Annotated in this window: 25 protein-coding genes; 8 read left to right on the plus strand and 17 right to left on the minus strand. The window is 67.8% G+C overall.

Going from position 1 to position 25,874, the window contains the following annotated elements; all coding sequences use genetic code 11:
* Positions 1-37: 37 nt before the first annotated feature.
* From BMZ25_RS15885 to BMZ25_RS15900, 4 genes are all read left to right on the plus strand, one after another.
* Positions 38-1,327, plus strand: a complete 1,290-nt coding sequence (locus tag BMZ25_RS15885) for an MFS transporter (protein ID WP_092695376.1) — start codon at positions 38-40, stop codon at positions 1,325-1,327.
* A 65-nt stretch (positions 1,328-1,392) separates the two neighbouring features.
* The gene (locus BMZ25_RS15890; RefSeq protein ID WP_092695378.1) at positions 1,393-2,154 is read left to right on the plus strand and encodes an alpha/beta hydrolase; all 762 of its coding nucleotides are present in this window, start codon (positions 1,393-1,395) and stop codon (positions 2,152-2,154) included.
* Complete coding sequence (locus BMZ25_RS15895; RefSeq protein ID WP_092695380.1) at positions 2,151-3,140, plus strand: alpha/beta hydrolase; 990 nt, start codon at positions 2,151-2,153, stop codon at positions 3,138-3,140. The genes BMZ25_RS15890 and BMZ25_RS15895 overlap by 4 nt, the downstream gene beginning before the upstream one ends.
* 143 nt (positions 3,141-3,283) lie before the next feature.
* Positions 3,284-4,051 (plus strand): alpha/beta fold hydrolase, encoded by a 768-nt coding sequence (locus tag BMZ25_RS15900; protein WP_235859900.1) that lies wholly within the window; start codon positions 3,284-3,286, stop codon positions 4,049-4,051.
* Between the two features lie 19 nt (positions 4,052-4,070).
* Here BMZ25_RS15900 and phaZ read toward each other — a convergent pair whose 3' ends face one another.
* Positions 4,071-5,363, minus strand: a complete 1,293-nt coding sequence (gene phaZ, locus BMZ25_RS15905) for a polyhydroxyalkanoate depolymerase (protein WP_092695382.1) — start codon at positions 5,361-5,363, stop codon at positions 4,071-4,073.
* Between the two features lie 124 nt (positions 5,364-5,487).
* Between phaZ and BMZ25_RS15910 the strand changes: the two genes are divergently transcribed.
* The 3 genes from BMZ25_RS15910 to phaR all read left to right on the plus strand — a co-directional run bounded on the left by BMZ25_RS15910 (position 5,488) and on the right by phaR (position 8,582).
* Positions 5,488-7,293 (plus strand): PHA/PHB synthase family protein, encoded by a 1,806-nt coding sequence (locus BMZ25_RS15910; RefSeq protein ID WP_092695384.1) that lies wholly within the window; start codon positions 5,488-5,490, stop codon positions 7,291-7,293.
* A 153-nt stretch (positions 7,294-7,446) separates the two neighbouring features.
* Positions 7,447-7,911, plus strand: coding sequence for a phasin, PhaP (locus BMZ25_RS15915; protein WP_092695386.1), 465 nt, complete (start codon positions 7,447-7,449; stop codon positions 7,909-7,911).
* A 116-nt stretch (positions 7,912-8,027) separates the two neighbouring features.
* A complete protein-coding gene (phaR, locus tag BMZ25_RS15920) occupies positions 8,028-8,582 on the plus strand; it encodes a polyhydroxyalkanoate synthesis repressor PhaR (RefSeq protein ID WP_092695388.1) in 555 nt (184 codons plus the stop codon).
* A 94-nt stretch (positions 8,583-8,676) separates the two neighbouring features.
* Here phaR and BMZ25_RS15925 read toward each other — a convergent pair whose 3' ends face one another.
* From BMZ25_RS15925 to BMZ25_RS15975, 12 genes are all read right to left on the minus strand, one after another.
* Entirely contained in the window at positions 8,677-10,044 is a 1,368-nt protein-coding gene (locus BMZ25_RS15925; RefSeq protein WP_092695390.1) for an aminotransferase, read from the minus strand.
* A 47-nt stretch (positions 10,045-10,091) separates the two neighbouring features.
* Positions 10,092-10,496, minus strand: coding sequence for a GFA family protein (locus tag BMZ25_RS15930; protein ID WP_092695392.1), 405 nt, complete (start codon positions 10,494-10,496; stop codon positions 10,092-10,094).
* A gap of 55 nt (positions 10,497-10,551) precedes the next feature.
* Complete coding sequence (locus tag BMZ25_RS15935; RefSeq protein WP_092695394.1) at positions 10,552-11,757, minus strand: DegT/DnrJ/EryC1/StrS family aminotransferase; 1,206 nt, start codon at positions 11,755-11,757, stop codon at positions 10,552-10,554.
* 125 nt (positions 11,758-11,882) lie between these two features.
* Positions 11,883-13,187, minus strand: a complete 1,305-nt coding sequence (locus tag BMZ25_RS15940; protein ID WP_092695396.1) for an NAD(P)/FAD-dependent oxidoreductase — start codon at positions 13,185-13,187, stop codon at positions 11,883-11,885.
* A gap of 9 nt (positions 13,188-13,196) precedes the next feature.
* Positions 13,197-14,555, minus strand: coding sequence for a glutamine synthetase family protein (locus BMZ25_RS15945; RefSeq protein ID WP_092695398.1), 1,359 nt, complete (start codon positions 14,553-14,555; stop codon positions 13,197-13,199).
* Complete coding sequence (locus BMZ25_RS15950; RefSeq protein WP_092695400.1) at positions 14,552-15,232, minus strand: type 1 glutamine amidotransferase; 681 nt, start codon at positions 15,230-15,232, stop codon at positions 14,552-14,554. The genes BMZ25_RS15945 and BMZ25_RS15950 overlap by 4 nt, the downstream gene beginning before the upstream one ends.
* A gap of 76 nt (positions 15,233-15,308) precedes the next feature.
* Positions 15,309-16,640, minus strand: coding sequence for a glutamine synthetase family protein (locus tag BMZ25_RS15955; protein WP_235859901.1), 1,332 nt, complete (start codon positions 16,638-16,640; stop codon positions 15,309-15,311).
* Positions 16,637-17,464: an ABC transporter permease gene (locus BMZ25_RS21185; protein ID WP_235859902.1), complete on the minus strand. Its 828-nt coding sequence runs from the start codon at positions 17,462-17,464 to the stop codon at positions 16,637-16,639. The genes BMZ25_RS15955 and BMZ25_RS21185 overlap by 4 nt, the downstream gene beginning before the upstream one ends.
* Positions 17,461-18,345, minus strand: coding sequence for an ABC transporter permease (locus tag BMZ25_RS15960; protein WP_092695404.1), 885 nt, complete (start codon positions 18,343-18,345; stop codon positions 17,461-17,463). The genes BMZ25_RS21185 and BMZ25_RS15960 overlap by 4 nt, the downstream gene beginning before the upstream one ends.
* A gap of 138 nt (positions 18,346-18,483) precedes the next feature.
* Positions 18,484-19,212, minus strand: coding sequence for a transporter substrate-binding domain-containing protein (locus BMZ25_RS15965; RefSeq protein WP_092695406.1), 729 nt, complete (start codon positions 19,210-19,212; stop codon positions 18,484-18,486).
* Positions 19,213-19,240: 28 nt separating this feature from the next.
* A complete protein-coding gene (locus BMZ25_RS15970) occupies positions 19,241-20,014 on the minus strand; it encodes an ABC transporter ATP-binding protein (protein WP_092695408.1) in 774 nt (257 codons plus the stop codon).
* A 134-nt stretch (positions 20,015-20,148) separates the two neighbouring features.
* On the minus strand, positions 20,149-20,589 hold the full coding sequence (locus tag BMZ25_RS15975) for a tellurite resistance TerB family protein (RefSeq protein WP_092695410.1): 441 nt from the start codon (positions 20,587-20,589) through the stop codon (positions 20,149-20,151).
* A 101-nt stretch (positions 20,590-20,690) separates the two neighbouring features.
* On the opposite strand from BMZ25_RS15975, the gene BMZ25_RS15980 reads away from it, so the two are divergent.
* Complete coding sequence (locus BMZ25_RS15980) at positions 20,691-21,458, plus strand: MipA/OmpV family protein (protein ID WP_092695412.1); 768 nt, start codon at positions 20,691-20,693, stop codon at positions 21,456-21,458.
* 42 nt (positions 21,459-21,500) lie between these two features.
* On the opposite strand, the gene ppk2 is transcribed toward BMZ25_RS15980, so the two are convergent.
* The 4 genes from ppk2 to BMZ25_RS16000 form a co-directional block, all read right to left on the minus strand.
* Entirely contained in the window at positions 21,501-22,415 is a 915-nt protein-coding gene (gene ppk2, locus BMZ25_RS15985; protein ID WP_092695414.1) for a polyphosphate kinase 2, read from the minus strand.
* Positions 22,416-22,502: 87 nt separating this feature from the next.
* Complete coding sequence (locus tag BMZ25_RS15990) at positions 22,503-23,150, minus strand: hypothetical protein (protein ID WP_092695416.1); 648 nt, start codon at positions 23,148-23,150, stop codon at positions 22,503-22,505.
* 3 nt (positions 23,151-23,153) lie between these two features.
* A complete protein-coding gene (locus tag BMZ25_RS15995) occupies positions 23,154-23,834 on the minus strand; it encodes a hypothetical protein (RefSeq protein ID WP_092695418.1) in 681 nt (226 codons plus the stop codon).
* A 119-nt stretch (positions 23,835-23,953) separates the two neighbouring features.
* Positions 23,954-25,597: a CTP synthase gene (locus tag BMZ25_RS16000; RefSeq protein ID WP_092695420.1), complete on the minus strand. Its 1,644-nt coding sequence runs from the start codon at positions 25,595-25,597 to the stop codon at positions 23,954-23,956.
* Between the last annotated feature and the right edge of the window lie 277 nt (positions 25,598-25,874).

Genomic DNA, 25,874 nt, shown 5'->3' on the forward strand with positions numbered 1-25,874 from the left:
CGCGGGCCAGTCAGCGAAAGCAGCCAGCGGAGACGAGATGAGCGACACGAGCTTCGAGGAGACCCTGTTCGAAACCCTGACCGACGATTCCGACAGCCCCGGCGGGCTGGACGAGGACGCGCAGGCGGTCGAACCGGGCAATTTCCTGCGGCACGCGATGTCCCTGACGGCCAGCAAGGTGGCCGACGGCCTGATCGATCCCAAGCTCGTCCTGTCGTGGCTGCTGAGCAGCCTCGGCGCGTCGGCCCTGTTCGTGGGGCTGCTGGTACCGATCCGCGAGGCCGGGGCGCTGCTGCCGCAACTGTTCGTGGCCGACCGCATCCGCGCGATGCCGCGGCGCAAGTGGTTCTGGGCCGCGGGCAGCCTGGGGCAGGGGCTTGCGACGGCGGGGATCGTGCTGGCGGGTCTGACGCTGGACGGCAATGCGGCCGGTGCGGTCATCTGTCTGCTCGTGGCGCTCCTCGCTGTGTCGCGGTCGATCTGTTCGGCCAGTTTCAAGGACGTTCTGGGCAAGACCGTGGGCAAGACGCGGCGCGGCTCGGTGACCGGTCTGGCAAGCTCGTTCGCGTCGGTGGGGGTCGTGGTGTTCGCGCTGCTGCTGTTGTCCGGCGTGGCCGAGCGCATGGTCCTGGTGATCGGCGCGCTGACCCTTGCGGCCGGGCTGTGGCTGGCCGCGGGCGCGGTGTTCTCGACGCTGCGCGAGATGCGGTCTCCGGGCGCGGCGGGATCGGGCGGCAATCCCCTGCGGCAGCTGAAACTGCTCAGCGAGGACCGTCAGCTCGTCGTCCTCATCGTCGCCCGCGGGCTGCTCGTCTCGACCGCGCTGGCGCCGCCCTACCTGGTGCTGCTGGGGCAGGAGGATGGCGGCCAGGCGTTCGGCCGGCTCGGGGCGCTGGTGCTGGCCTCTGCGGTGGCCTCTCTGATCTCGTCCTATGTCTGGGGCCGGCTGGCCGACCGGTCGAGCCGGAATGTGCTGCGGCTGGCGGGTGTGGCCGGCGCAGTGGCGATGGGCGGCGCCGTGGTCCTGGACCTGCTGGGACAGATCGGCACGGTCTGGGCTTTGCCGGCGGTGCTGTTCGTCCTGATGGTCGCCTATCACGGGGTGCGGCAGGGGCGATCGACGTATCTCGTCGACATGGCGCCACCGGAGGCGCGCGCGTCCTATACGGCCGTGTCGAACACGGTGATCGGCGTCCTTCTTCTGGCGTCGGGCGCGTTCGGTGCTCTGGCCTCGCTGATGGGGCCAAACGCGACGCTGTGCGTCTTTGCCGGGATGAGCCTAGCCGCGGCGGTGGTGGCGACGCGGCTGGCCGAGGTGGAAGCCTGATTGCATCGCCCCGGCCGCGCGGCCTAATCTCCGCCCCGATGGCCCGGGCAGAACGGAAAGGCGACATGACCGACAGCTTCGAGCGCTTCGAATCCCCCCAGGGGCGCAGTCTCGCCTACGAGCGTGTGCCCGGCGAGGGCCCCGGCATCGTCTTTCTCGGCGGCTTCCGGTCCGACATGGCCGGCACCAAGGCAGCCCACCTGTCCCAATGGGCCAGGGCGCGGGGCCGGGCCTTCCTGCGGTTCGATTATTCCGGCCACGGCGCCTCGTCCGGCACGTTCGAGGAGGGAGCGATCGGGGACTGGGCCGAGGACGCCGTGTCGGCGATCTCGGCACTCACCACGGGGCCGCAGATCCTCGTCGGCTCGTCGATGGGCGGCTGGATCGCGCTGCTCGTGTCCCGCGCCGTGCCCGAGCGTGTGGCGGGCATGGTGGGCATCGCCGCGGCGCCTGACTTTACCGAGGATGCGATGTGGGCGGGCATGACCCGTGAGGAACGCGTCGCGCTCGAGGAAGAGGGCCGCGTCGAACAGGCGTCCGAGTATTCCGACGCGCCGAACGTCATCACCCGCCGCCTGATCGAGGACGGGCGTCGTCATCTCGTCCTGCGCGATCCGCTGTCCGTGCCGGGGCCGGTGCGGTTGCTGCAGGGCACGGCGGATGCGGAGGTGGACCGGTCGGTCGCGCTGCGGCTGCTGGACCACGTCGAAAGCCCCGACGTGCGGCTCACGCTGGTCAAGGGCGCCGACCACCGCTTTTCCTCGCCCGAATGTCTGGCGCTGATCGAGGGCGCGATTGCCGAATTGCTGGTGGAGACGGGCGCATGAGGTTGATTCGCGCCGTGATCCGGTGGGCGATCCGTCTGTTCGTCCTGGCCGTCATCGCGCTGGTGGCGCTGTGGATCTTCGCGCCCCGCGAAGAGGTCGCCCTGACGGTCGATTTCGACCCCGCGCAGATCGGCGACGACATCGATGCCTATCTCGAAGAGCGGGAGGCGCAGTACGACGATCTCGTCGACGGCGTGCGCAAGCGCGTCGAATGGGAGGATGACGAGGGCGAGCGGACGGATTGGGCGGTCGTCTACGTCCACGGCTTCTCGGCCAGTTCGGAAGAGATCCGGCCCGTGCCCGAGGACGTCGCCGACGCGCTGGAGGCGAACATCTATTACACCCGGCTTGCCGGTCACGGCCGAGACGGCGACGCGATGGCCGAGCCCGACGCCGGCGACTGGATGAACGACTATGCCGAGGCGATGGCGATCGGCCGCCGGATCGGCGAGCGGGTGCTGGTTATCTCGACCTCGACCGGCGGCACCATCGCGGCCGCCGCCGCGACCGACCGTGCGATGATGGAGGACGTGGCCGGCCTCGTATTTCTGTCGCCGAACTTCCGGCTCAAGTCCCGCGCCGCGCGGCTCCTGACCGTGCCGGGGGCCGAGTATCTGCTGCCGGTCTTCGCGGGCCGCGTACGAGGCTTCACTCCGCAGAACGACGCCCACGCCGACTACTGGACCGAGCGCTACCCGAGCGAGGCGCTGTTCCCGATGGCGCATCTCGTGGACGAGGTGAAGGGCATGAATTTCGGCACCGTCGAGACGCCGGCCCTGTTCATGTTCTCGGACGCCGACCAGGTGGTTGACCACCGGGCCACGCGCGACGTCGCCTCGGAATGGGGCGGGCCCGCCATCCTGGCGCCGCAGCAGGTGCCGGAGGGCAACGACCCGATGAACCACGTCATCGCGGGCGACATCCTGAGCCCCGACATGACCCCCATCGTGCTGGAGCAGATCGTGGGCTGGGCGCGGAATCTCTAGGCGTCCCGCGCCGCGGCAAGCCCCGCCGCTCCGACGTTCCGCGGGATCGCGCCGCCGCGTCGGCCGGTCGCTTGCGCGCCTTTCCACGCTGGCGTAGCGTCACCTGACGGCGCACGGCAATCGCGCCGAAAAGAGGCATTTGCATGAACGCGATTTCGGCAGACATGCGCTCGGATGGTCCGGGCGCCCCGGCCCCCGAACCTCTGGTCCTGCTTCCCGGCTTCATGTGCGACGCCCGCGTCTGGGGCCCGCAGATCGAGGCGCTGTCGCCTGATCATACGATCCTTCTGCTGCCGCTGACCCGGGACGAGAGCGTCGAGGACATGGCCCAGGCCGTACTCGACACCGCGCCGGAGCGTTTCGCGGTGGCCGGGATGTCGCTGGGGGCCGCGGTGGCGCTGGAGGTGATGCGCCGCGCGCCCGAGCGGGTCACGCGGATCGCGCTGATCTCGGCAAACTGCCTGGCCGAGACGCCGCCGATCTCCGCCGAGCGCGAAACGCGGATCGCCCGCGCCAAGGGCGGTCGACTGGCCGAAGTCCTGGCCGAGGATCTGCCGCCCGAGGCGCTGGCGCCGGGCGAGCTTCGGCATCCGCTGGCCGAGTTCATGGCGGAGATGGCGATGGCGCTGGGGCAGGAGGTCTACCTGCGTCAAGCCCGCGCGATGCAGCGCCGGCCGGACCAGAAACGGACGCTGCACCAGGTGCGGGTGCCCGCGCTGGTCCTGTGCGGCGAGCACGACACGATCACCCTGCCGCGCCGGCACGACTTCGTCGCCGAGATGATGCAGAAATCGGAGTTGGTGAAGATCGCGGAGGCCGGCCACCTTCCGACGCTCGAAGCGCCTGACCGCGTGACCGAAGCGCTGCGCGCCTGGCTGAACCGCACCGCCGAGAAGCAGCTGCTGCGCTGATCCCGGCCGGCGCCGGCGCTCAGACCGGCGTTGGGCCTCCGGCATCCTCGTTGACGGCCCGCGGGCCGCGCTTGCGCACGGCGCGCGTGTTTCCGTCGATGAAGTCCAGCACGAGCGGGCGGATGTTGTTGCGCCACGACCGGCCGGCGAAGATGCCGTAATGGCCCGCGCCCGGCTCAAGGTGTGCCGCCTTCTTCGAGTCGGGTAGCCCGGTCAGCAGGGGCAGGGCGGCCAGACATTGTCCGGGGGCCGAGATGTCGTCATTTTCGCCTTCCACGACCTTGACCGCGATGTCGGTGATCTTGCCGATGTCGACGGGTTCGCCGTTCACCGTGAAGACGTTCCGCGCCACGTCGCGGTCCTTGAAGATCCGCTCGACGGTCGAAAGGTAGAACTCGGCCGTCATGTCCATCACGGCGAGGTATTCGTCGTAGAACTTGTTGTGCCGGTCGTTGTCGCTCGCCTCGCCCTTGGCGACGGCCAGGACCTGATCCCGGAAGGCCTGGGTGTGGCGCTCGGCGTTCATCGAGACGAACGAGGTGAGCTGCAGCAGCCCCGGATAGACCATCCTCCCGGCGCCGGCATACTTGAAGCCGACGCGCTGGATCACGAGCTCCTCGAGCTGGCCCATGGTCACCCTGCGGCCGAAATCGGTCACGTCGGTCGCGGCGGCATCCGGGTCGATCGGGCCGCCGATCAGGGTCAGCGAGGCGGGCTGCCGGTCGGGCTCGCGCTCGGCCAGGTAGGCCGCGGCGGCCAGGGCAAGCGGGGCGGGCTGGCAGATCGCGATGGCGTGGATGTCGGGGCCGAGCTCCTGCATGTAGTCGGCGATGTAGAGGGTGTAGTCGTCGACATCGAACTTGCCCGCACTGACGGGGATGTCGCGTGCGTTGTGCCAGTCGGTCACCCAGACCTCGGCGTCGGGCAGCAGCGACTTGACGGTCGAGCGCAGCAGCGTGGCATAGTGCCCCGACATCGGCGCGATCAGCAGGATGCGGCGTTGTTTCTCGGGCCGTCCGTTCACGCGAAAGCGGATGAGATCGCCGAAATCTCCGGCCTTGTCGACGTCGACCGACACGACGTGGTCGCGGCCATCGTCGCCGACGATCGTGTCGATGTTCCAGTCGGGCTTGGCGACCATCCGCGCAAAGGAGCGCTCGGTCACCTCGCCCCATGCGGCGAGCATCTGGAAGAGGGGCGACGGAAAGAGACCGGTTGCCGGATAGGAGCCGAATGCCTGCGCCGTGGCGCCGAGCCACTGGTTGGTGTTCCGGATCGTTTCCATCAGGTCGTACGTCGCCATGTACCGCATGGGTTGAGCTCCTCTTCCGGGCGTCCCGGGCAAATCGCCCCTATGCCCGTCCATGAGGCGACGTTAGACTGGATACATCGCGTGACGATGCTGCCCCGCAGCAAAGTAGGCCTGAAAGGTGCACATGACAACCGAGGAATCCGACGGCCCCGCTATCGCCCCGAATGATCTCGAAACTCTGAACCAGAATCTCGCCCGGGTCGAGGAGTTGTCGGAACGGCTCGTCGCGGCGCTCGCCCACAAGCGGCACGTGCGCCCGGCGCTGCAAGGGCCGGGCAACGAGGTCTTCATGAAGGCGGCCACGGCCTATACCGCCGAGATGATCGCGAATCCCTCGAAGATCTTCGAGCACCAGGTCGCCTACTGGAGCAAGGCGATGCGCCACTACCTCGAGGCGCAGCACACGCTGGCCCAGGGCCGGATTGCCCCGCCATCGGACCACGGGCCGTCGGACAAGCGGTTCTCGAACCCGCTTTGGGACACGAACCCGTACTTCAACTACATCAAGCAGCAGTACCTGTTCTCGGCCGAGGCCATCACCAACGCCGTCGAGGATCTCGACGGTCTTCCCGAACGCGAGCGGCGGCGCATCGCGTATTTCAGCCGCCAGATCGTCGACCTGATGAGCCCGACGAACTTCCTGCCCACCAATCCCGACGCCCTGGCCAAGGCCGTCGAGACCGACGGGCAGAGCCTGGTCGACGGGCTGGAGAACCTGGTGCGCGACATCGAGGCGGGCGAGGGCGAGATCCTTGTGACGCTTGCGGACCGAGAGGCGTTCAAGGTCGGCGAGAACCTCGCCACCACCGAGGGGTCGGTCGTCTATCGCAACAAGCTGTTCGAGCTGATCCAGTATTCTCCCGAGACCGAGACGCAGCACAAGACTCCGCTGCTGATCTTCCCGCCCTGGATCAACAAGTTCTACATCCTCGACCTGAAGCCCAAGAACAGTCTGATCCGCCACATCGTCGAGCAGGGCTATACGCTGTTCGTCGTGAGCTGGCGCAACCCCGACCGCAGCTTCGCCGAGATCGGGCTGGGCGACTACATCGAGCAGGGCTACCTCGACGCGATCTCGAAGGTGAAGGAGATCACCGGAGAGGATCAGGTCAATGCCGTCGGCTATTGCATCGCCGGCACCGCGCTGTCCCTGACGCTGGCGCTGATGCACAAGCGGGGCGACAAGTCGATCAAGTCGGCGACCTTCTTCACCACGCTGACGGACTTCACCGACCAGGGTGAGTTCAGCGTGTTCCTCGACAACGATTTCGTGGACGGGATCGAGGCCGAGGTCCACGAAAAGGGGGTGCTGGACTCGTTCTTCATGAGCCGGACGTTCAGCTTCCTGCGGGCGAACGACCTGATCTACCAGCCGGCGATCAAGAGCTACATGATGGGCGAGTCACCGCCCGCCTTCGACCTGTTGTTCTGGAACGGTGACTCGACCAACCTGCCGGCGCGCATGACGCTCGAGTATCTCCGGCGCCTGTGCCAGCAGAACGCCTTTGCCGAAGAGGGGATCGAGCTTCTGGGCGAGCGGTTGCACATCCGGGACGTGCGTGTGCCGCTGCTGGCCGTCGCCTGCGAGACCGACCACATCGCCAACTGGGCGAACTCCTACCACGGCATCCAGAAGATGGGCAGCCGGTCCAAGACCTTCGTACTGTCGGAGTCGGGCCACATCGCCGGCATCGTGAATCCGCCGTCGAAGAAGAAATACGGCCACTATACCAACGGCGACTGGAGCGGCACGCCCGAGGACTGGCGCGTGGCCGCCGACTTCCACGAAGGGTCCTGGTGGCCGTTCTGGCTGGACTGGCTGAAGAAGCGCTCGGGGCGGCAGGTGGACGCCCGCGTGCCGGGCGAGGGCGATGTCGAGATCCTTGCCCCCGCGCCTGGGACATACGTGGTGGAAGAGCCCGAGATCTGACGGGTTACGCCGCGGGAGCTTTTTTGCTGCACCGCAGAAATCACCCTTGAAATGCTGCGGTGCAGCATGCATATTCCTCTCAGAACGACGCGGCAGGAGGCGGCGAGGGCGCCAACCGGCCGGCACACACCGAGAGAGAATGGAGCGTTTACGATGGCGACCAAGACGCAAGACTACAGCAAGATGATGAACGACATGATGGGCATGTTCCCGGTCGACCTTTCGGCCATGCAGGACAGCTTCAAGAGCTATGCGGCCTTCGGCGAGAAGATGTCGAAAGTCGCGCTCGAGGCGGCCGACAAATCCACCGAGATTTCGTCCAAATACACCAAGGACACGCTGTCCAAGCTGGGCGACGTGACCACGGTCAAGGAAGATCCGCAGGCCTACTCGAAGGCCGTCACCGACTTTGCCTCGGCCCAGGCCGAGATGGGCGCCGAGACGATGGCCGCCTACGCCGAAGTCGCCAAGAAGGTCCAGATGGAGACCGTCGAGCTGATGCTGGCTGCCGGCAAGGACATGAGCGAGGACGCGACCTCGGCCATGAAGAAAGCCTCGGCCGACGTCACGTCGATGACCAAGAAGGCCACGTCGACCGCGGCGGCGAACTCGAAGTAATCCTGCCGGAGCGACCGGACGGAAGCGATCGAAGGGCGGGCCTCGTGCTCGCCCTTTCTTTTTCTGCGCCCGTGACATAGCCTCGTGCTGCACTGCAACGCCAATGGGAGGCGGTCATGGCCGAAGAGCAAAAGCCCCTGCTGATCAAGCGATATGCCAGCCGCCGTCTCTACAACACCGAGACGAGCGACTACGTCACGCTCGAGGACATCGCGGGCTTTATCCGCGAGGGCCGCGAGGTCCAGATCATCGACCTGAAATCCGGCGACGACCTGACGCGCCAGTACCTGCTGCAGATCGTGGCCGAACACGAATCGCGCGGCGAGAACGTCCTGCCGCTGGCGGTGCTGACCGACCTCGTGCGCAGCTATACCACCCAGGCTCAGTCCGTCGTGCCGGAATTCTTGGCGGCGAGCTTCGACATGCTGCGGCAGGGTCAGTCGAAGATGCTCGAATCGGCGATGAACCCGATGGTGGGGATGCCCGGTTACGAGACGATGAAGGCCCAGCAGGAGGCTTTCTTCAAGGCGATGACCGGCGGCATGGGCGGCCAGTGGTCCGGCCCCTCTCCGGAGGAGACCGAGGCGCCCGACGACGACCAGCGTGAGATCGACGAGATCAAGCGCCAGCTCGCCGACCTGCAAGCCAAGCTCTCGAAGATGAACGAGTAGCGGCCCACCGGACGGAGCGCCTGCGGCGCATGCGATGTCCGGCGGCGCCTGCGGCGGCTCCCCCGGGATATTTCCCGACAGGTGAAGGGGCGTGTCAGGCGACCTCGGCGAAGACGGTGTCGAGGGCGGTGGAGAGCTTGTCGAACATCTCGTCCATCTGCGCATCCGTCATTGTGAAGGGCGGACAGAGAACGATGGACTGGCCCAGCGGGCGGCAGATCAGCCCGTGATCGGTACAGGTGTTGGCGATGCGCTCGCTGACGGAAAGGTCGGACGCGAAGGGGGTGCGCGTGGCCTTGTTCTGCACCGCCTCGAGCGCTCCCATCAGGCCCTTGCCGCGCCATTCGCCGATATTGCGATGCTCCGCCAGGGCGGCAAGGCCGGCCTCGAACCGCGGGGTCTGGCGGCGGACATTGTCGAGCAGGCCGCCGTCGGCGATCAGGTCGATCGCTGCGAGGGCCACCGCGCAGCCCACCGGGTGACCGCTGGCGGTGAAGCCGTGGGGGAATTCCTCGATCTCCTCGACGGCGCGGCCGAGGCGGTCGGCGAGGTCGGGGCCGAGGATCACCGCGCCCATCGGGAAGAAGCCGGCGGTCAGTGCCTTGGACGAGATGATCGCATCGGGCATGAAGCCGTAGGTCTCGGCGCCCCAGACGGCGCCGGTGCGGCCGAAGCCGCAGATGACCTCGTCCGAGACGAGCGGGATGCCGTGCCGGCGCAGGATCGGCTCGACCGCCTGGAAATATCCTTCGGGCGGGGGGATCACGCCGCCGGCGCCGATCACGGGCTCGGCCACGAAGGCGGCGATGGTGTCGGCCCCTTCGCGGGCGATCGTGTCTTCGAGCTCCTGCGCGAGGCGGGCGGTGAAGTCGGCCTCGGATTCGCCTTCGCGTCCTTCGCGCCAGTAATGCGGGCAGGTGAGATGGAGGAAGCCGGACAGCGGCAGGCCGAAGATCGAATTGTAGGGCTTGCCGGTCATCGAAGCGGAGACGGCGGTCACCCCGTGATAGCCGCCCCAGCGGGTGAGGATCTTGCGCCGGCCGGGGTTCCGCTCGGCGCCGGCGAGGAACCACAGCATCTTCACCAGCGTGTCGTTCGCCTCGGAGCCCGAGTTCGTGTAGAATACCCGCGCGCCGTCGAACGGGGCGAGGTCGGCCAGCCGCTCGGACAGCATCACCGTCTGGTCGGACATCCGGCCGAAGAAGGCGTGGTAACCGGGGAAGCGGTCGTATTGCGCCTTGGCGGCCTCGATCAGGGTCGGGTGGTCGAATCCCGCGACCATGTTCCAGAGCCCGGAATTGGCGTCGAGGTAGCGGCGGCCGTTCGTATCGACGACATAGGGTCCCTCGCCGTGGGTCACCACGATCGTGCCGCGATCGTGGATCGTCGGCATGTCGGTGAAGCCGTAGAAGCTGTGCGCGGCGGCGCGGGCTTCCCAGCTGTCGGTGGCATGGTCGGACATCGCGGGACTCCGGGCTATGGGCGTGGGCAAGGGATGCCGGGAAATGTTCAGTCGGGGTCGGACCCGCGGTGCCGCTCGAGGTCGTCGGCGAGCTCGAGCCAGGGCAGCTTCTCGTCCCAGAAGTCGTGCCGGGTGGGGGTGACCTCGGCCGGATCGTCCAGTGTCCCGGCGAGGACGTGAACCTCGTCAGGATCGGACTGGCGCGCATAGGTCATCGGGGTGCCGCATTCCGGGCAGAAGCCGCGCGTCACGCCCGGCGAGCTGTCACGGGTGGACGGGCGGGAGCCGAGCCAGCGCAGGGCCGTGGTGCGGATTGCGAAGAACGTGACCATCGGCGCCCCGGTGGCCCGGCGGCAGCTGTCGCAATGGCAATGCGCGCACCAGCCTATGCCGGCGGGGTCGTAGACATATCGGGTGCGGCCGCAGAGGCAGCCGCCGTGGCGGGACGTCATCCGGAACTCGGGCCTTGTGGCGTTTCGGGGAGGATGCCGCGCCGCTCCGGCAGGTTCAAGCCGCGTCTCGCCCCAGCGCGTCGTCCAATGCGGCCAGAAGCGTGTCCGCCACCAGGTCGCATTGCGCGACCGTCAGGCGGACCGGCAGCCGCACGTCGCAGGCGTGCATCAGCATCGCGCGGGTCTGCGGCAGATCGGGCCGCGGGCCCAGGAAATCCCAGTTCCAGAAGGCGCGGGCGTTGTCGGCGGAGAGGCCGAAGACCTGGACCTTGATCCCGCGGGCCTTGGCGGCGGCGGTGAAGGTCTGGACCTGTTCGGCGCCCAGGTCCCTCAGGTTGAACTGGATCGAGTCGGGGGCGCGCTGTTCCGGCGGGAGCGGCGCGGGCACGTGGAAATGGGGCGAGGTCGCCAGCCGCGCCGCGACGCGGTCGTGGTTGCGCCGGCCCGCGGCGACCCGCTGCGGCACCTCGGCGAGCTGGGGACGCACCACTGCCGCGGCGAGGTTCGACAGCCGCGTGTTGTAGAGCGGCAGCCTGTTCTGCCACCGGGCGAACGCGGCCTCGAGCGCGGCGTCGCCGTCATGCTTGGCCCAGTTGTGCTCGTAGGCGCCGGACATGATGACGGCGCGGGCGATCAGGTCGGCGTCGTCGGTGACCATGATGCCGCCCTCGCCGCCGTTGAGCAGCTTGTAGGACTGGAACGAGAAACAGCCCACCCGGCCGAGCGTGCCGATCTTCCGGCCGTTCCAGAGCGTGCCGAGGGAATGTGCGGCGTCCTCAATCACCGGCAGGCCAGCGGCCTCGGCCTGCGCCATGATCGCGTCCATGTCCGAGGTGTGGCCGCGCATGTGGCTGACCAGCACGGCATCGCACTCCGGCAGGCGGGCGGCGAAATCGCCCAGGTCGATGCGGTAGTCGGCGCCGCACTCGACGAGCACGGGCGTGCAGCCGGCATGGACAACGGCCGAGGGCACCGCAGCAAAGGTGAAGGCGGGGATCAGGACGCGGGCGCCTTCGGGCAGGTCGAGCGCCTTGAGCGAGAGGAAGAGCGCGGCCGAGCACGAGGCGACAGCGAGCGCGTAGCGGCTGCCCATCATCGCGGCGAAGTCGCGTTCGAGCAGGGTGACGGGGGCGTCGGAGGCGGCGGTGTAGCGAAACAGGTCCCCGCTCTGCATCAGCCGCTCGACCTCGGCGCGGGCCGTCTCGGGGATCGGATCGGCATCGTGGACCGAGGGCAGGGCGGGCTCGCAGTGGTCGCGCATCTTTCGCTTTCCCAAAAGTCTGTTTCGGCTTTTGTGTAACTGACCGGGTCAGTTGAGGCGAGGACAATCCACGCGATGCGTCCGATTGACCCGTCAGCGCGGCGCAACGTTGCCGATGGGGCGCGTCAGAGCCCCAGCCGGTCGCGCAATCCGAACCACGTCATCGCCAGCGTCAGCAGGGCGGGGCGGAGCGCGTCCGAACCGGGGAAGCCAGGGGTCGGGACGCGGGCCATCAGGTCGAACCCGTCCGACTGCCCTTGCAGCGCGCGGGCCGCGAGCTGCCCGCCGAGGCACGCCATCGCGACGCCGTGGCCGGAATAGCCGCCCGAGGTCAGCATGGTGGGTGCCAGCCGGGCGAGATGCGGCATCCGGCTGGCCGTGATGCCGAGCGTGCCGCCCCAGGCATGGGTCAGGGGGATGTCGCGCAGCTGTGGATAGATGCCGGCCATCTTGCGCCGGACGAGCCCGGCGATGTCGGCGGGGAACCGGTCGCGATAGCTCTCGCCGCCGCCGAACAGCAGGCGGCGGTCCTCGGTCAGGCGCCAGTAGTTGACCACGAACCGATCGTCCGCCACGCCGACGTCCTGCGTCAGCACCTCGGTGGCGCGGGGGCCCAGGGGCTCTGTCACCGCTACGAAGTTGTTGATCGGCATGACCCGTGGCGCGAGGCGGCGGTCGAGGCCGTCGTGATAGCCGTTCGTGGCGAGGATGACCTGGTCGGCGATGATGTGGCCCTCGGTCGTCTCGACCCGGTGGGGGGCGTCGTCCGAAACGGCGGTGGCGCGGCTGGTTTCGAACATGTGCACGCCGGCCGCTGTGGCGGCACGGGCAAGGCCGAAGGCCAGGCGCAAGGGGTGCAGGTGCCCCGCACCGTGATCCAGCAGGCCGCCGGCGAAGGCGTCGGTCCGGACGATCGCGCGCAGGGCGTCGCGGTCCAGCGGCTGCAGGCGGTGGTAGCCGTAGTCGCGGGCCATCCGCTCGGCGATGCGGTGGGCGGCGGCCACGCCCGAGGGAAAGCGTTCGGCCGATATCAGCCCCGGCCGCCACGCGGCGTCGATCCGGTGCCGCGCGATCAGCGCGACGAGCAGGTGCTTGGCCTCTTCCGACAGCCGCCAGAGTGCGCGGGCGTCGTCGCGGCCCATCCGCGCCTCGAGCCAGGCCTGGTCCTGCCGTTGGCCAGAGCCGATCTGCCCGCCGTTGCGCCCAGAGGCGCCCCATCCGACGCGGTGCGCCTCGAGCAGGACGACGTCGCGGCCTGCCTCGGCCATATGCAGCGCGGCGGACAGGCCGGTATAGCCGCCGCCGATCACGCAGACATCGGCGCGATGCGCGCCCCGCAGCGGCGCGGACGGCTCGGGCGCCGTGGCGGTGGCGGCGTACCAGCTGTCGGCGTGGGTGCCGAGGCTGCCATTTGCGTCAAGCAGGCCCATCCACCGCCGTCACACGTTCAGCAGCAGGTGCTCGCGCTCCCACGGGCTGATGACCTGCAGGAACTCGGCGTATTCGGCGTCTTTCACGGCGCTGTAGACATGGGTGAAGGCGGGGCCGAGCACCTCTTTCAGAGGCTCGCAGGCCCGCAGCAGCTCGATCGCCCCGGCAAGGCCCTTGGGGATGCCTTCTGGCGCGGCATAGGCGTCGCCGATGTATTGCGGGCTGGGCGCGCGGCCCTCGGTCAGGCCGATATAGCCGCAGGCAAGCGAGGCCGCGATGCCGAGATACGGATTGCAGTCCATGCCGGCGAGCCGGTTCTCGACGCGTCGGGCATCCGGGTCCGAGACCGGCACGCGCAGCCCGGTGGTGCGGTTGTCGCGGCCCCATTGCAGGTTGATGGGCGCGGCGTGGTCCTTGACGTAGCGGCGGTAGGAATTGACGTAGGGTGCCAGCAGCGCAATCGCGGAGGGCAGGTAGGTCTGCAGGCCGGCGATGAAATGGCCGAACGCCTCGGTTTCGGCGCCGGTGGCGTCCGAGAACAGGTTCGCGCCGGTGTCGATGTCCAGCACGGAATGGTGGATGTGCATGGCGCTGCCGGGCTCGCCCTCGATCGGCTTGGCCATGAAGGTGGCGAAGCAGCCATGGCGCAGCGCGGCCTCGCGGATCAGCCGCTTGAAGTAGAAGATCTCGTCGGCCAGTTTTACCGGGTTGCCGTGGCGCAGGTTGATCTCGACCTGTCCCGCGCCGCCCTCCTGCGTGATGCCGTCGATTTCGAGCCCCTGCGCCTCGGCGAAATCGTAGATGTCGTCGATGACGGGGCCGTATTCGTCGACCGCGGTGACCGAATAGGCCTGCCGCGCGGCCGCGGGGCGCCCCGAGCGGCCCATCATCGGCTCTATGTCGCGTGCCGGATCGGTATTCCGCGCGACGAGGTAGAACTCCATTTCGGGCGCGACGACCGGCTTCCAGCCGCGCGCCTCGTAGAGGCCGACCACCCGCTTGAGCACGTTGCGTGGCGCAACCGGGACCGGCGCGCCGGATTGCAGCGACATGTCGTGGATCACCTGGATGGTCCAGTCGCCGGTCCATGGCGCCGCGGTCGCGGTGGAGAAGTCGGGCGTCAGGATCATGTCCGGCTCGGTAAAGCCGTCATCGGTGGCGGCGTCGGCCCAGTCTCCGGTGATCGTCTGGAAGAAGATCGAGTTCGGCAGGTAGAAGCGCGGCTGCTTGGCGAACTTGGCTGCCGGCATCGCCTTGCCGCGCGCGATGCCGGGCAGGTCCGACACGATGCACTCGACCTCGTCCAGGGTGCGCCCGTCGAGATAGGTCTGCGCGGCGGGGGGCAGGCGTTCGATCAGCTCTCTCACGGCCGGGCGCCCTTCAGGACGGCCGCCAGCCTGTCGGCGATGGCGGCGCTGTCGACGCCCGCGCCAAGGCCCGCCCGTGCCGTCGCCAACCGGTCGTCGGGCACCACGCCCGGTCCCCGATGCTCGATCAGCGTATCGACGGTGGAGTCGGTGAACTCGGGATGCGCTTGCACGGTCATGATCCGGTCCCCGATCGCAAAGGCGGCATGGGCGCAGCTGTCGTTGTGGGCCAGCGTCACGGCCTCGGGCGGTGGAGCGATCACCTGGTCCTGATGCCAGGCGTTGAGATGCACGGTGTCGCCGTTCCAGTGATAGTCGCGGCGCCCCACGGACCAGCCGCCGCCGAACTTCTCGACCGTGCCGCCGAGCGCCTGCGCGATGATCTGGTGGCCGAAGCAGATCCCGACGAGCGGCCGGTCCGAGCGGTGGATCGCGCGGATCAGCTCTTCCAGCGGCGGAATCCAGGGGTGGTCTTCGTAGGCGCCGTGGCGCGAGCCGGTGATCAGCCAGCCCTCGGCGTCCGAGGGGCCCTCGGGAAACTCCATGTCGACGACGTTCCAAGTCGTGAAGTCGAAGTCGTGGCCGCGGAAAAGACGCGCGAACATCGCGTCGTAGTCGCCGTCACGCTCCAGCACCGCCTGCGGGGCGTGGCCAGTCTGAAGGATGCCGATATGCATGGGTCACCGGTGAGTTGATGTTTCTCAGAGGTATTCGCGCCGGGGCGCTCCTGCAAGCGGTGGCCGCGCGGTGGCGTCACACCGTGTCGAGGTAGAGATCGACCCGTTCCTGCGGCGACAGGTCGGCAAGATAGCGCAGCTCCTGCCGTTTGGTCAGCACGAGGTTGCGGATCAGGGCGGCGGGAAAGATGCGGGCGACCTCGGGGGCGCTCTCGAAGGCGTCGATCGCGCCGGCCCAGTCGGTCGGCATGTGCGGCAGGTCCTGATCGTAGGCGTTGCCGGTGATCGGTGCCGGAGGCTCGGCCGCGTCCTCGATCCCGTCGAGCGCGGCGCCGAGGATCGCCGCCAGCAGGAGGTAGGGGTTCACGTCGCCGCCCGCGACGCGATGCTCGATCCGGCGGGCGGCCGTGGCGCCGGCGGGGATGCGGATCGCCGAGGTGCGATTCTCGTAGGCCCACGAGACGCCGGTGGGCGCGTGCGCGCCGGGCACCATGCGCTCGTAGGAATTGCCGTGCGGCGCAAAGATCAGCGCCGAGCCCGGCATCGCGGCGAGGCAGCCGGCGACTGCATGGCGCAGCGTGTCGGTGCCCCTCGGGCCGCCGTCGTCGAAGATGTTGCGCCCCTCGGCATCCAGCACCGAGAAATGGACGTGCATCCCGTTGCCGGGATAATCCTCGTACGGCTTGGCCATGAACGACGCCGCGCAGCCGTGGCGCCGGGCCATGCCGCGCACCAGCAGCTTGAACAGCCATGCGTCGTCGGCGGCCTTCAGCGCGTCCGGCTGGTGGCTGAGATTGACCTCGAACTGGCCCAGCCCGCCCTCGGAGATCGCCGTCTCGGCGGGGATGTCCATCGCCTCGCACGCGTCGTAGAGGTCGGTGAAGAACACGTCCCACGCGTCGAGCGCCCTGAGCGACAGGATCTCGGCCCCCGCACGGCGCTTGCCCGAGCGGGGCGAGGGGGGCACGCGCAGCGTTTTGCCGGAATCGTCGATCAGGTAGAACTCGAGCTCGGTCGCCACCACGGGCGTCAGGCCACGCTCGGCATACCGGCGCATGACCCGCGCCAGCGCGTGCCGCGGATCGCCGTCGAAGGGGCGTCCGTCCTCGTGGTGCATCCAGAGCGGCAAGAGCGCCGTCGGCGCCTCGAGCCACGGCATCGGGACAAAGCCCCTCTCGGTCGGCAGCAGCACACCGTCGGGATCGCCGCTGGCAAAGACGAGCGGGCTGTCGTCGATGTCCTCGCCCCAGATATCCAGGTTCATCACCGACAGCGGAAACCGCGTGCCGTTCTCGGCCATCTTGTCGGCGAAGCGGGCAGGCACCCGCTTGCCGCGCGCCTGGCCGTTCAGGTCGGCGGCCGCGACGCGGATCGTCCGGATCTCGGGGTGATCGACGAGAAAGCTCACCGGATCACCTGCGGGCGAAAGCGGATGCGCCTGCGCTGCGTCTGCGGAAGGTGCCGGTTGAGCCGCCGGTTCGCCCAGCCGAACAGCGCGATCAGGCACAGGGTCAGCAGGATGAAATAGACCGCGACGATCGGGTAGGGGACGAAGGGGTTGAACGTCTTGTCCGCGAAGTAGTTGGCGTAATACAGCGCGTCGCCCTTCTGCTGCCAAGCCGGGAAGCCCGAGAAGTAGACGAGCGTGGTGGCGTGGAACAGGAAAATCGCCTCGTTCGTGTAGGCCGGCCACGCCAGCCGCAGCATCGTGGGCCAGGTGATCTTGCGGAACTTGTGCCAGCCGGTGAAGCCGTAGGCGTCCGCCGCTTCCAGGTCGCCCTTCGGGACCGATCGCAGGGCACCGTAGAAGATCTCGCCCGAATAGGCCGCGGTGTTCAGGAACAGCACGATCAGCGCCCCCGCCCAGGCCCGTGTCAGCCAGCCGGTCTCGGCGGTGATGCCGAGGAGCTCGATCCCGTTGCGGGGCAGCAGGACGAAGGCCTCGTAGGCGAGGAAGAACTGGATGAAGAGCGGCGAGCCCCGGAACACGAAGATGAACCATTCCGAGGGCTTGCGCAGCCAGGGGCTGTCGGCGGCCTTGCCAAGCGCGACGGCGGTGGCCAGCAGGAAGCCGAAGCTCAGCGCCAGGACGCCGAAATAGACGTTCCAGATCAGCCCCGAGCCGATCAGGACCACCTGTTCGCAAAGCGTGAAGTCGTTCCGCGGCAGAAGCCGCTCTCCGATGCCGAGCGAACGCAGCGCGTAGTCCTGGATCGACTGCGCGCAGCTCATGCCGCCGCCCTCCGCCGCCGGGCCTCACCGGCCGCCGTCGCCTGGCCCAGCGAGAGGCGGTCGTTGATGCGCGCCAGCACGATCTCCGAGACCTTGGTCAGCCCGAGATAGAACACCAGAAGCCCGAGGAAGTACCACAGCCGCCAGTCGGGATGAGGATAGGCGTAGATGTTGGTCTTGGCCCCGCCAAGCTCGCGCGCCCAGTAGACGATGTCCTCGACGCCCAGCAGGAACAGCAGCGGCGTCGCCTTGACCAGGATCATCCAGAGGTTCGACAGGCCGGGCAGGGCATAGACCCACATCTGCGGCACGAGGATGCGCCAGAATGTCTGGCGATGGGTCATGCCATACGCCTCGCCGGTCTCGACCTGCGCCCGCGGGACGGCGCGCATGGCGCCGGACAGGACATTGGCGGCAAAGGCGCCGAACACGATGGCGAATGTCAGCACCGCCAGGCCGAAGCCATAGCCCTCGTGCACCCATTGCGGTGAGGAGGACAGCGGCAGCTTGGCCTCGGCGCAGACGATGAAATCGCTCCCCTGGCGGATCGGTTGATCCCAGCCGGGGCATTTCACCTTGTGGCGCAGCCATTCGAAACCCTGGTCGAGGGCGATGACGAAGAACAGGAAGAACACGATGTCCGGCACGCCCCGCACGATCGCGGTATAGGCCTGTCCGAACCACCGCAGGGGCGCGATGCGCGACCGGGCGGCGACGGCGCCGCCAAAGCCGAAGGCCAGCGCCACAGGTGCGGTGATCGCCAGCAGCGAGAGCACGGTCAGGAACGAGCCGTAGAACGCGATGTGCTTGCCGTTGGTCAGGTAGCACGCCAGCCAGGCAAGGCCGTCGAGCGTGTCCGGATCGGTGCAGGCCTGGAACATCCCTCAGCCTCCCGCGGGGCGCACGAGGCCGGTCCGCGAGTTGTCGCGGCGGATGGGACCGTGTCGGTCTGAGGGCTCGGACACCTGGATCATGCTTGTGCGGGGTGGCGGCGCCACGGGGGGCGCCGCCTGTTCCGGTCACTCGAATGTGGGGGCGCCGTCGCCGAACCATTCGGTGATCATTTCGTTCAGGCTGCCGTCCTCCTTCATCGCGACGATCGCCTCGCTGAAGGTCTCGCGCAGCTCGGGGTCGCTTTCGCGGAAGGCCATGCCCATGCCCTGGCCCAGCGACACGTCCTCGCCCACGAACATCAGCTGGCTGTCCTGTTCGACCACGTCGGCGAGGAAGTCCTTGTCGGCGAAGGCGGCATCGGCTTCGCCGTTGCGCACGGCGGCGACGATCTCGTCCGGGCTCGGGAATTCCAGCAGCGTCGCGCCGGTGTCGACCACGTGGTTCGCCTGGATCGTGCCGGTCTGCGCGGCGACGACCGCGTTCCCGAGATCGAGGCTATCGGTCATCGCGGCATAGGCCGACGGCGCGGGCGGCAGGTAGTTCTCGGAAAAGTCGACGACCTCGTCGCGCTCGTCGGTGATCGACATGCCGGCGATGATCGTGTCGTAGTTGCCCGAGACGAGGTTGGGGATGATCGAATCCCAGTCGTTCGTGACCCACTCGCACTCGCGCTCGGCACGGCTGCACAGCTCGTCGCCAAGGTCACGCTCGAAGCCGTCGACCTCGCCGTTGTCGTTGATGAAGTTGTACGGAGGGTAGGCGCCCTCGGTGCCGAGGCGGACGACATCCTGTGCGGTCGCCGCGCCTGCGGTCAGCATCGCCGCAGCTGTCGTGGTCAGAATCAGTTTCTTCATCTTTAGCTCCCTTGAGTGGTCTTATTGTTCAGGCGGCCGTTGCCGACAGGAACTGCCGCAGCCGCGCTGTTTCAGGCGCCCCGAACACGCGGTCCGGCGGCCCCTGTTCCTCGATCCTGCCCTGGTGAAGGAAGATCACATGGTCCGAGCTGTCGCGCGCCATGTCCATGTCGTGCGTCACCAGGATCATCGTCCGCCCCTCTTCGGCCAGCGCCTTGATGACGCGGACGACCTCCTGCTCCAGCTCGGGGTCCAGTGCCGAAGTCGGCTCGTCGAAGAGCAGCGCGCGAGGCTCCATGCACAGCGCTCGGGCGATCGCGGCCCGCTGCTGCTGGCCGCCCGACAGCTGGGCAGGGTACATCTCGCACTTGTCGCCGATGCCCACCTTGGCGAGGTATTCGCGCGCCGCCGTTTCGACCGAGGCGGGATCGCGCTTGAGCACGGTCACCGGCGCCTCCATGACGTTCTGGAGGATCGTCATGTGCGCCCACAGATTGAACTGCTGGAACACCATCGACAGGTTCGTGCGTATCCGCGTCACCTGCTTGCGATCGGCCGGGTGGCGCGAGGCGCCGCGGCCCCGCCACGTGATCGGCTCGCCCTCGAAGAATATCTCGCCCTGCTGGCTGTCCTCCAGCAGGTTCACGCAGCGCAGAAGCGTCGATTTCCCAGAACCCGACGAGCCGATGAGCGAGATGACATGCCCCTTCGGAGCCACGAGGTCGACCCCCTTGAGCACCTCCAGGTCGCCGTAGGACTTGTGCAGGTCACGGATTTCGATGACGGGCGTTTCGTCTGGCAAGGGTCGGCCTGGGTTGCGAGCGTCGGACAGACTAGGAATGAAAAGCGCCCGAATTGCAACGCCGCACTGCCGAATGACGCTGGGTCATCGCCGGATTTCCGGGCAGATGCCCGCCTGTCGGGCAGTCCTGCCGGTCAGGTCCGGTTTTCGACGCGCTGCCGGGCCAGTGCGCTGTCCCGATCGTTCACGCCCAGCATTGGTGCGACGAGGCGCAGCAACGCGTCCTCTTCCTCGTCCCGCTTGCCGTCGACCAGGACGACTTCCCACAGTGCCTCGAGGATGCCGGTGCGGTCCTCGTATGGCACGGCGTCCTTCAGCGCCCGCGTGAAGCGGACGGTATCCGGCGCCTCGGTCTCGAGCGTCTCGGCCTCGCCGCGCAGGGCGGTGGCCTCGAACGGCGACAGGCCGAACCGCGTGGCGACGATGCGGTCGATGCGGCCGGCCTCGTCATCGGAGTAATCGCCGTCGGAGCGCGCGATGCGCACCAGAAGGGCGGTGAGGGCGCGCCGCGCATCCGGATCGGGCAGCGGGGCGGGGTCCGGATCGGTCAGACGCTTCAGGAGATCACCAAACATGGCCGTGCATATAGGCCGCAGCGTATCGGGCGGAAAGAGCTTGCTTGACCGTGCGGGGCCATGCTCCAAATGACGTGATATCCCCGACGGAAAGACTCCAGATGCGCCTGCCTCTCATCCTCGCCATCGCCGCATGCCCTCTGCCTGCCCTGGCGCAGGGTGCGGACGGCAATCCCGACCTGATCTTCTCGCTTCGCGGCGGGGCCTCGGTGCAGCCGGATTACTTCGGCTCGTCCGATTATTCGCTGGGTCCGGACGTTGCGCTGCGCTTCGGGTATCTCCGTCTCGGCGGACGCGAGTTCGGGTCGCCCGATCCCGATTTCGAGCCGCGCGGCTTCGGCCTGCGGGGATCGTTCCGCTACATCGGCGAGCGCAGCGAGGATGACAGCCCCGAACTGGAAGGGCTGGACGATGTGGACGCGGCGGTCGAATTGGGCCTCGGGCTTGGCTACACCACGCAGAACTTCAAGGCATTCGCGGACGTGCGCTATGGCGTCATCGGGCACGAGAGCCTGGTCGGCGAACTGGGCGCCGACCTCGTCGCCCGCCCGAACGACCGGCTGACGCTGACCGCTGGGCCGCGGGTGCTGATCGGGTCGGACGACTATGCCTCGACCTATTTCGGCGTCTCGGCGTCAGAGGCCGCGCAGAGCACATTCGGCGCCTACGATGCGGAAGGTGGCATCATGTCCACCGGGATCGAGTTGGGCGCGACATACGAGGTGAACGACAACTGGGCCGTCGAGGGCGCGGTGACCTGGGACCGGCTGCAGAACGATGCCGCCGACTCGCCCATCGTCGAAGCCGGCGAGCGCGACCAGTACGGCGTGCGGATCGGCGTCACCCGGCGGATCACGCTCGACTTCTGAGGGCGCGCCGCCGCGCCTCGCGGGCGCGACGGCAGGACGTTTCTAGTATTTCGACGGCACGTACAGCTCGGGCGGAAGCACGTCGCGCTCGTAGTCCGGGTTGAACACCCGCTCGGGCAGCGTGATCTCTTCCTGCGGCACCTCTTCGTAGGGCACCAGCGTCAGCAGGTGGTCGATGCAGTTGAGGCGCGCGCGCTTCTTGTCGTTGCCCGGCACGATGTACCACGGCGCCTCGGGGATGTTCGTGCGTTCGAACATGTCCTCCTTCGCCTTGGTGTACTGCTCCCACCTCTTGCGGGATTCCAGGTCCATCGGCGACAGCTTCCACTGCTTGAGAGGGTCGTGGATGCGGATGAGGAAGCGCATCTGCTGTTCCTCGTCCGTGATCGAGAACCAGTACTTCACCAGACGAATCCCCGAGCGAACCAGCATGCGCTCGAACTCGGGCACGTCGTGGAAGAACTGCTGCACCTGGTCTTCCGAGGCAAAGCCCATCACCCGCTCGACCCCCGCGCGATTGTACCAGGAGCGGTCGAAGAGCACGATCTCGCCCCCGGCCGGCAGGTGCGGCACGTAACGCTGGAAGTACCATTGCGTCTTTTCCCGGTCCGACGGGGCGGGCAGGGCGACGACCCGGACGATGCGGGGGTTCAGCCGCTGGGTGATCCGCTTGATGACTCCGCCCTTGCCGGCAGAGTCGCGGCCCTCGAAGATGACGACCACCTTCTCGCCGGTATGGGCCACCCAGTCCTGCAGCTTGATGAGTTCCGCCTGAAGCCGCAGCAGGTTCCGGAAATACTCCGCCCGCGGCATCGAGGGGCCCTGCTTGCGCTGGTAGATTTTGCGGATCTCCAACGACAGGGCAGCATCCTCGAGCTCCAGCTCGTAGTCTTCGTCGATCGTATCCCTGAGTTCGGCTTCGAGCCAGTCTTCCGACTCGCTTTGGTCCTCCGCCATGGCGGCTCCTTCTGCAGACTGCGTTCCGAAGCGTATATCGCCACCATGTGACGGTTTCGTGCCAAGGGGCAACGCGGCCCCGGCCGCTCAGGCCGGGCGCGTCCTGAGCGCGGGCAGCGTCGACAGGGCGGCCGGGTGGATCACGCCCAGCTGCGCTGGCATCGTCTTGTGCCCCAGCGCCAGCGCCATGCCGAGCCGATGGTGCCCCGCCGGCCCGAAGATCGGTTGCCCGGTCGACCCGATATGGAACAGCGGCCCGCCATATTCGCGGAATACCAGCCACCGGGCCTGCTTCATCGGGCGCAGACAGCCCTCGGCGCGGACCTGCTCGAAGATCCGGTCGAGCTCGGCGAAGCGCCGCAGCACCTGTCCGCGGGTCGTCAGATGATCATGCACGACGTTCGCCGCGATCTTCTCCATCATGTAGTCGACCGCGCCGGCCTCTTCCCAGGTCTGGCCGTCGCGCCAGTGCCGCAGGCAATAGGCGATCTTGGGGTTGTCGGTCAGCGGCTGCACCTGCTGATCCCAGTCCCCCGGCAAAACCAGGCCGCTCTGCCGCGGCGACAATCGTGCGAGGGACTGGTGCTGGCACCGTTCGAGCGGCACCCAGATCCGCTCGCCATACCGCGGAGAGGTGGCCGCGCCGGAGCGGTCGTCGCGACGGGCGGCCTTGAGCGCCGCGCGCAGATAGGCGCTGACATCGGTGGGGGTGATCGGAGGGGCGATGCGGGCCATCTGTCAGCTTTCCTGGATGAGTGGCGCCGCCTCGGTGCCGACGGGTTGGCGCAGGCGGGGCAGCGCCCAGAGCCCGTTCGGATGCGCGAGTAGCACCATCGCCGGGACCTCGCGCAGCCCCAGCGCCAGCGCCATGCCGACCCGATGATGACCGCCGCCCGCGAACATGGGGCGCCCGTCTGGGCCGATATGGAACATCAGTCCGCCCTGTTCGCGATAGCGCAGGAACCGGTACTCGCGCACGGGGCGGATGCGGTTCTCGCGGCGGACCTGCTCGAAGATGCGGTCCAGCGTCGCGAACCGGCGAAGCACCTGCGCCTTGGTGGTAAGGTGATCGTAGACCACGTTGTCCGAGATCTGGCCCATCGTGTAGTCGATCGCGCCAGTCTCGTCCCAGGTCAGTCCGTCGCGCCAGTGCCGCAGGCAATAGGCGATCTTGGGATTGTCGGTCAGCGGGCGGGCATTCTTGTACCAGTCGCCGCCCATGACCACGGCGGTCTTCGCGCCGCGCGTCAGCGATTCCTCGCGAACCTCGTCCAGCCGCACCCAGATCCGCTCGCAGTAACGCGGGCCCTCGACGCCATGCGTCAGCGCGGCCGCACGATCCCGGCGCCGGCCGCGCAGGGCCAGTTTTCCCAGGACGAACGGCGTCGCCAGTGCGTTGTATGCGGTTCGGAACGACATGACGTAGGAGCTAACGCGATCCTTGCAGAATGACGAAGAATTTGTGGCGTCTTCGTCGGTCCTGCAAGGCGCGCCTTACAAAACTGTCACGTCGTTGCGCGCAGGCCCGCTGCGTCCCGTCACACCAGGCGCGAGACCTCTTTCGCGGCGCGGATGAAATCCCGGAACAGCGGATGCGGCGCGAAGGGTTTCGACTTCAGCTCGGGGTGGAACTGCACGCCGATGAACCACGGGTGGTCCGCGACCTCCACGATCTCGGGCAGGCGGCCATCCGGCGACAGACCGGAAAAGCACAGGCCCTTCTCTTCCAGCGCCTCGCGGTAGCGGATGTCGACCTCGTAGCGGTGGCGGTGCCGTTCCTCGATCTCGGCGCGGCCATAGACGCGGGCCACGGCCGAGCCGTCCTTGAGCGACGCGTGGTAGCTGCCGAGCCTCATCGTGCCGCCCTTGTCGTCCAGCACCGAGCGGGCGATCTTCTCGTTATCCTTCACCCATTCCTTGAGGTGGAAGATCACCGGTTCGAACCGCTTCTTGCCCGCCTCGTGGTCGAACTCCTGGCTGCCGGCGGTCTCCATGCCGGCGAGGTTCCTTGCCGCCTCGATCACCGCCATCTGCATCCCGAGGCAGATGCCGAGATAGGGAATCTTCCGTTCACGGGCGAACTGGGCGGCCTTGATCTTGCCCTCGGTGCCGCGTTCGCCGAAGCCGCCGGGCACGAGGATGGCGTGGTAGTTCGAGAGATAGGGCGAGGGATCCTCGCGTTCGAAGATTTCGGCGTCGATCCACTCGGCCTTGACCTTGACCCGGTTCGCCATGCCGCCGTGGGTCAGCGCCTCGGCGATGGACTTGTAGGCGTCCTCGAGCTGCGTGTACTTGCCGACGATGGCGACGCGGACCTCGCCTTCGGCGTTGAAGATGCGGTCGGCCACATCCTCCCACCGCGACAGGTTCGGCTTGGGCGCGGGATTGATCTGGAACGCGTCGAGCACCGCCTGGTCCAGCCCCTCGCGGTGATAGGCCAGCGGCGCCTCGTAGATCGACTTGAGGTCGTAGGCGGCGATCACGCTGTCCGGACGCACGTTGCAGAACAGCGCCAGCTTTTCGCGCTCCTTCTCGGGAATCGGGCGCTCTGAGCGGCAGACCAGCACGTCCGGCGCGATCCCGATCGAGCGAAGCTCTTTCACCGAGTGCTGGGTCGGCTTGGTCTTGAGCTCGCCGCTGGCCGCGATCCACGGCAGGAGGGTGAGGTGCATGTAGATGCAGTTGCCGCGCGGGCGTTCCTGGCCGAACTGGCGGATCGCCTCGAAGAAGGGCAGGCCCTCGATGTCGCCGACGGTGCCGCCGATCTCGCAGAGCTGGAAGTCGACCTCGTCGTCGCCGATGGCGAGGAAGTCCTTGATCTCGTTGGTGACGTGCGGAATTACCTGGATCGTCTTGCCGAGGTAGTCCCCGCGGCGCTCCTTCTCGAGCACGTTGGAATAGATGCGCCCCGAACTGACCGAATCCGTCGCCCGCGCCGCGACCCCAGTGAACCGCTCGTAATGGCCCAGGTCCAGGTCCGTCTCTGCGCCGTCGTCGGTGACGAAGACCTCGCCGTGCTCGAACGGGGACATCGTGCCGGGATCGACGTTCAGGTAAGGGTCCAGCTTGCGCAACCTGACGGTGAACCCGCGCGCCTGCAGGAGCGCGCCGAGTGCGGCAGAGGCAAGGCCCTTGCCCAGCGACGAGACCACACCGCCGGTGATGAAAATATAACGTGCCATTCGGGCTGCTCTCCCGCTGAAACGGATGCCTGGTAAGGGGTGCGATCCGGAGGCCGAATCCGCGCCATCACGGGATTTGACCTATACCTGCGCACCCGAAGGGAGGCAACCGGACCGCAAGATAAGGGGTGCGTTTCCGCCCCGTCTTCCCAGCAGTTGTGTCATGCGCGGCATGCCGGCGCCCATTGAGGCGTCGCGAAAGCCGCAGGTGTTCATCTCCCGAGAGGGGCGGAATTGGTAACGGTGATCGGGGTCGCGCCGGGGGGCGGCGCGATGC

Source organism: Tranquillimonas rosea (assembly GCF_900111315.1).
GTDB classification, from domain to species: domain Bacteria; phylum Pseudomonadota; class Alphaproteobacteria; order Rhodobacterales; family Rhodobacteraceae; genus Tranquillimonas; species Tranquillimonas rosea.

Bases quoted from the DNA above. Each gene is read 5' to 3' on its own strand.
- BMZ25_RS15895 (WP_092695380.1), top strand. From the start codon at position 2,151: ATGAGGTTGATTCGCGCCGTGATCCGGTGGGCGATCCGTCTGTTCGTC.
- ppk2 (WP_092695414.1), bottom strand. From the start codon at position 22,415: ATGGCGGAGGACCAAAGCGAGTCGGAAGACTGGCTCGAAGCCGAACTC.
- BMZ25_RS15940 (WP_092695396.1), bottom strand. From the start codon at position 13,187: ATGGGCCTGCTTGACGCAAATGGCAGCCTCGGCACCCACGCCGACAGC.
- BMZ25_RS15980 (WP_092695412.1), top strand. From the start codon at position 20,691: ATGCGCCTGCCTCTCATCCTCGCCATCGCCGCATGCCCTCTGCCTGCC.
- BMZ25_RS15910 (WP_092695384.1), top strand. From the start codon at position 5,488: ATGACAACCGAGGAATCCGACGGCCCCGCTATCGCCCCGAATGATCTC.
- phaR (WP_092695388.1), top strand. From the start codon at position 8,028: ATGGCCGAAGAGCAAAAGCCCCTGCTGATCAAGCGATATGCCAGCCGC.
- BMZ25_RS15950 (WP_092695400.1), bottom strand. From the start codon at position 15,232: ATGCATATCGGCATCCTTCAGACTGGCCACGCCCCGCAGGCGGTGCTG.
- BMZ25_RS15890 (WP_092695378.1), top strand. From the start codon at position 1,393: ATGACCGACAGCTTCGAGCGCTTCGAATCCCCCCAGGGGCGCAGTCTC.
- BMZ25_RS15965 (WP_092695406.1), bottom strand. From the start codon at position 19,212: ATGAAGAAACTGATTCTGACCACGACAGCTGCGGCGATGCTGACCGCA.
- BMZ25_RS15930 (WP_092695392.1), bottom strand. From the start codon at position 10,496: ATGACGTCCCGCCACGGCGGCTGCCTCTGCGGCCGCACCCGATATGTC.
- BMZ25_RS15885 (WP_092695376.1), top strand. From the start codon at position 38: ATGAGCGACACGAGCTTCGAGGAGACCCTGTTCGAAACCCTGACCGAC.
- BMZ25_RS15975 (WP_092695410.1), bottom strand. From the start codon at position 20,589: ATGTTTGGTGATCTCCTGAAGCGTCTGACCGATCCGGACCCCGCCCCG.
- BMZ25_RS21185 (WP_235859902.1), bottom strand. From the start codon at position 17,464: ATGAGCTGCGCGCAGTCGATCCAGGACTACGCGCTGCGTTCGCTCGGC.
- BMZ25_RS15915 (WP_092695386.1), top strand. From the start codon at position 7,447: ATGGCGACCAAGACGCAAGACTACAGCAAGATGATGAACGACATGATG.
- phaZ (WP_092695382.1), bottom strand. From the start codon at position 5,363: ATGCGGTACATGGCGACGTACGACCTGATGGAAACGATCCGGAACACC.
- BMZ25_RS15995 (WP_092695418.1), bottom strand. From the start codon at position 23,834: ATGTCGTTCCGAACCGCATACAACGCACTGGCGACGCCGTTCGTCCTG.
- BMZ25_RS15960 (WP_092695404.1), bottom strand. From the start codon at position 18,345: ATGTTCCAGGCCTGCACCGATCCGGACACGCTCGACGGCCTTGCCTGG.
- BMZ25_RS15925 (WP_092695390.1), bottom strand. From the start codon at position 10,044: ATGTCCGACCATGCCACCGACAGCTGGGAAGCCCGCGCCGCCGCGCAC.
- BMZ25_RS15990 (WP_092695416.1), bottom strand. From the start codon at position 23,150: ATGGCCCGCATCGCCCCTCCGATCACCCCCACCGATGTCAGCGCCTAT.
- BMZ25_RS15900 (WP_235859900.1), top strand. From the start codon at position 3,284: ATGAACGCGATTTCGGCAGACATGCGCTCGGATGGTCCGGGCGCCCCG.
- BMZ25_RS16000 (WP_092695420.1), bottom strand. From the start codon at position 25,597: ATGGCACGTTATATTTTCATCACCGGCGGTGTGGTCTCGTCGCTGGGC.
- BMZ25_RS15935 (WP_092695394.1), bottom strand. From the start codon at position 11,757: ATGCGCGACCACTGCGAGCCCGCCCTGCCCTCGGTCCACGATGCCGAT.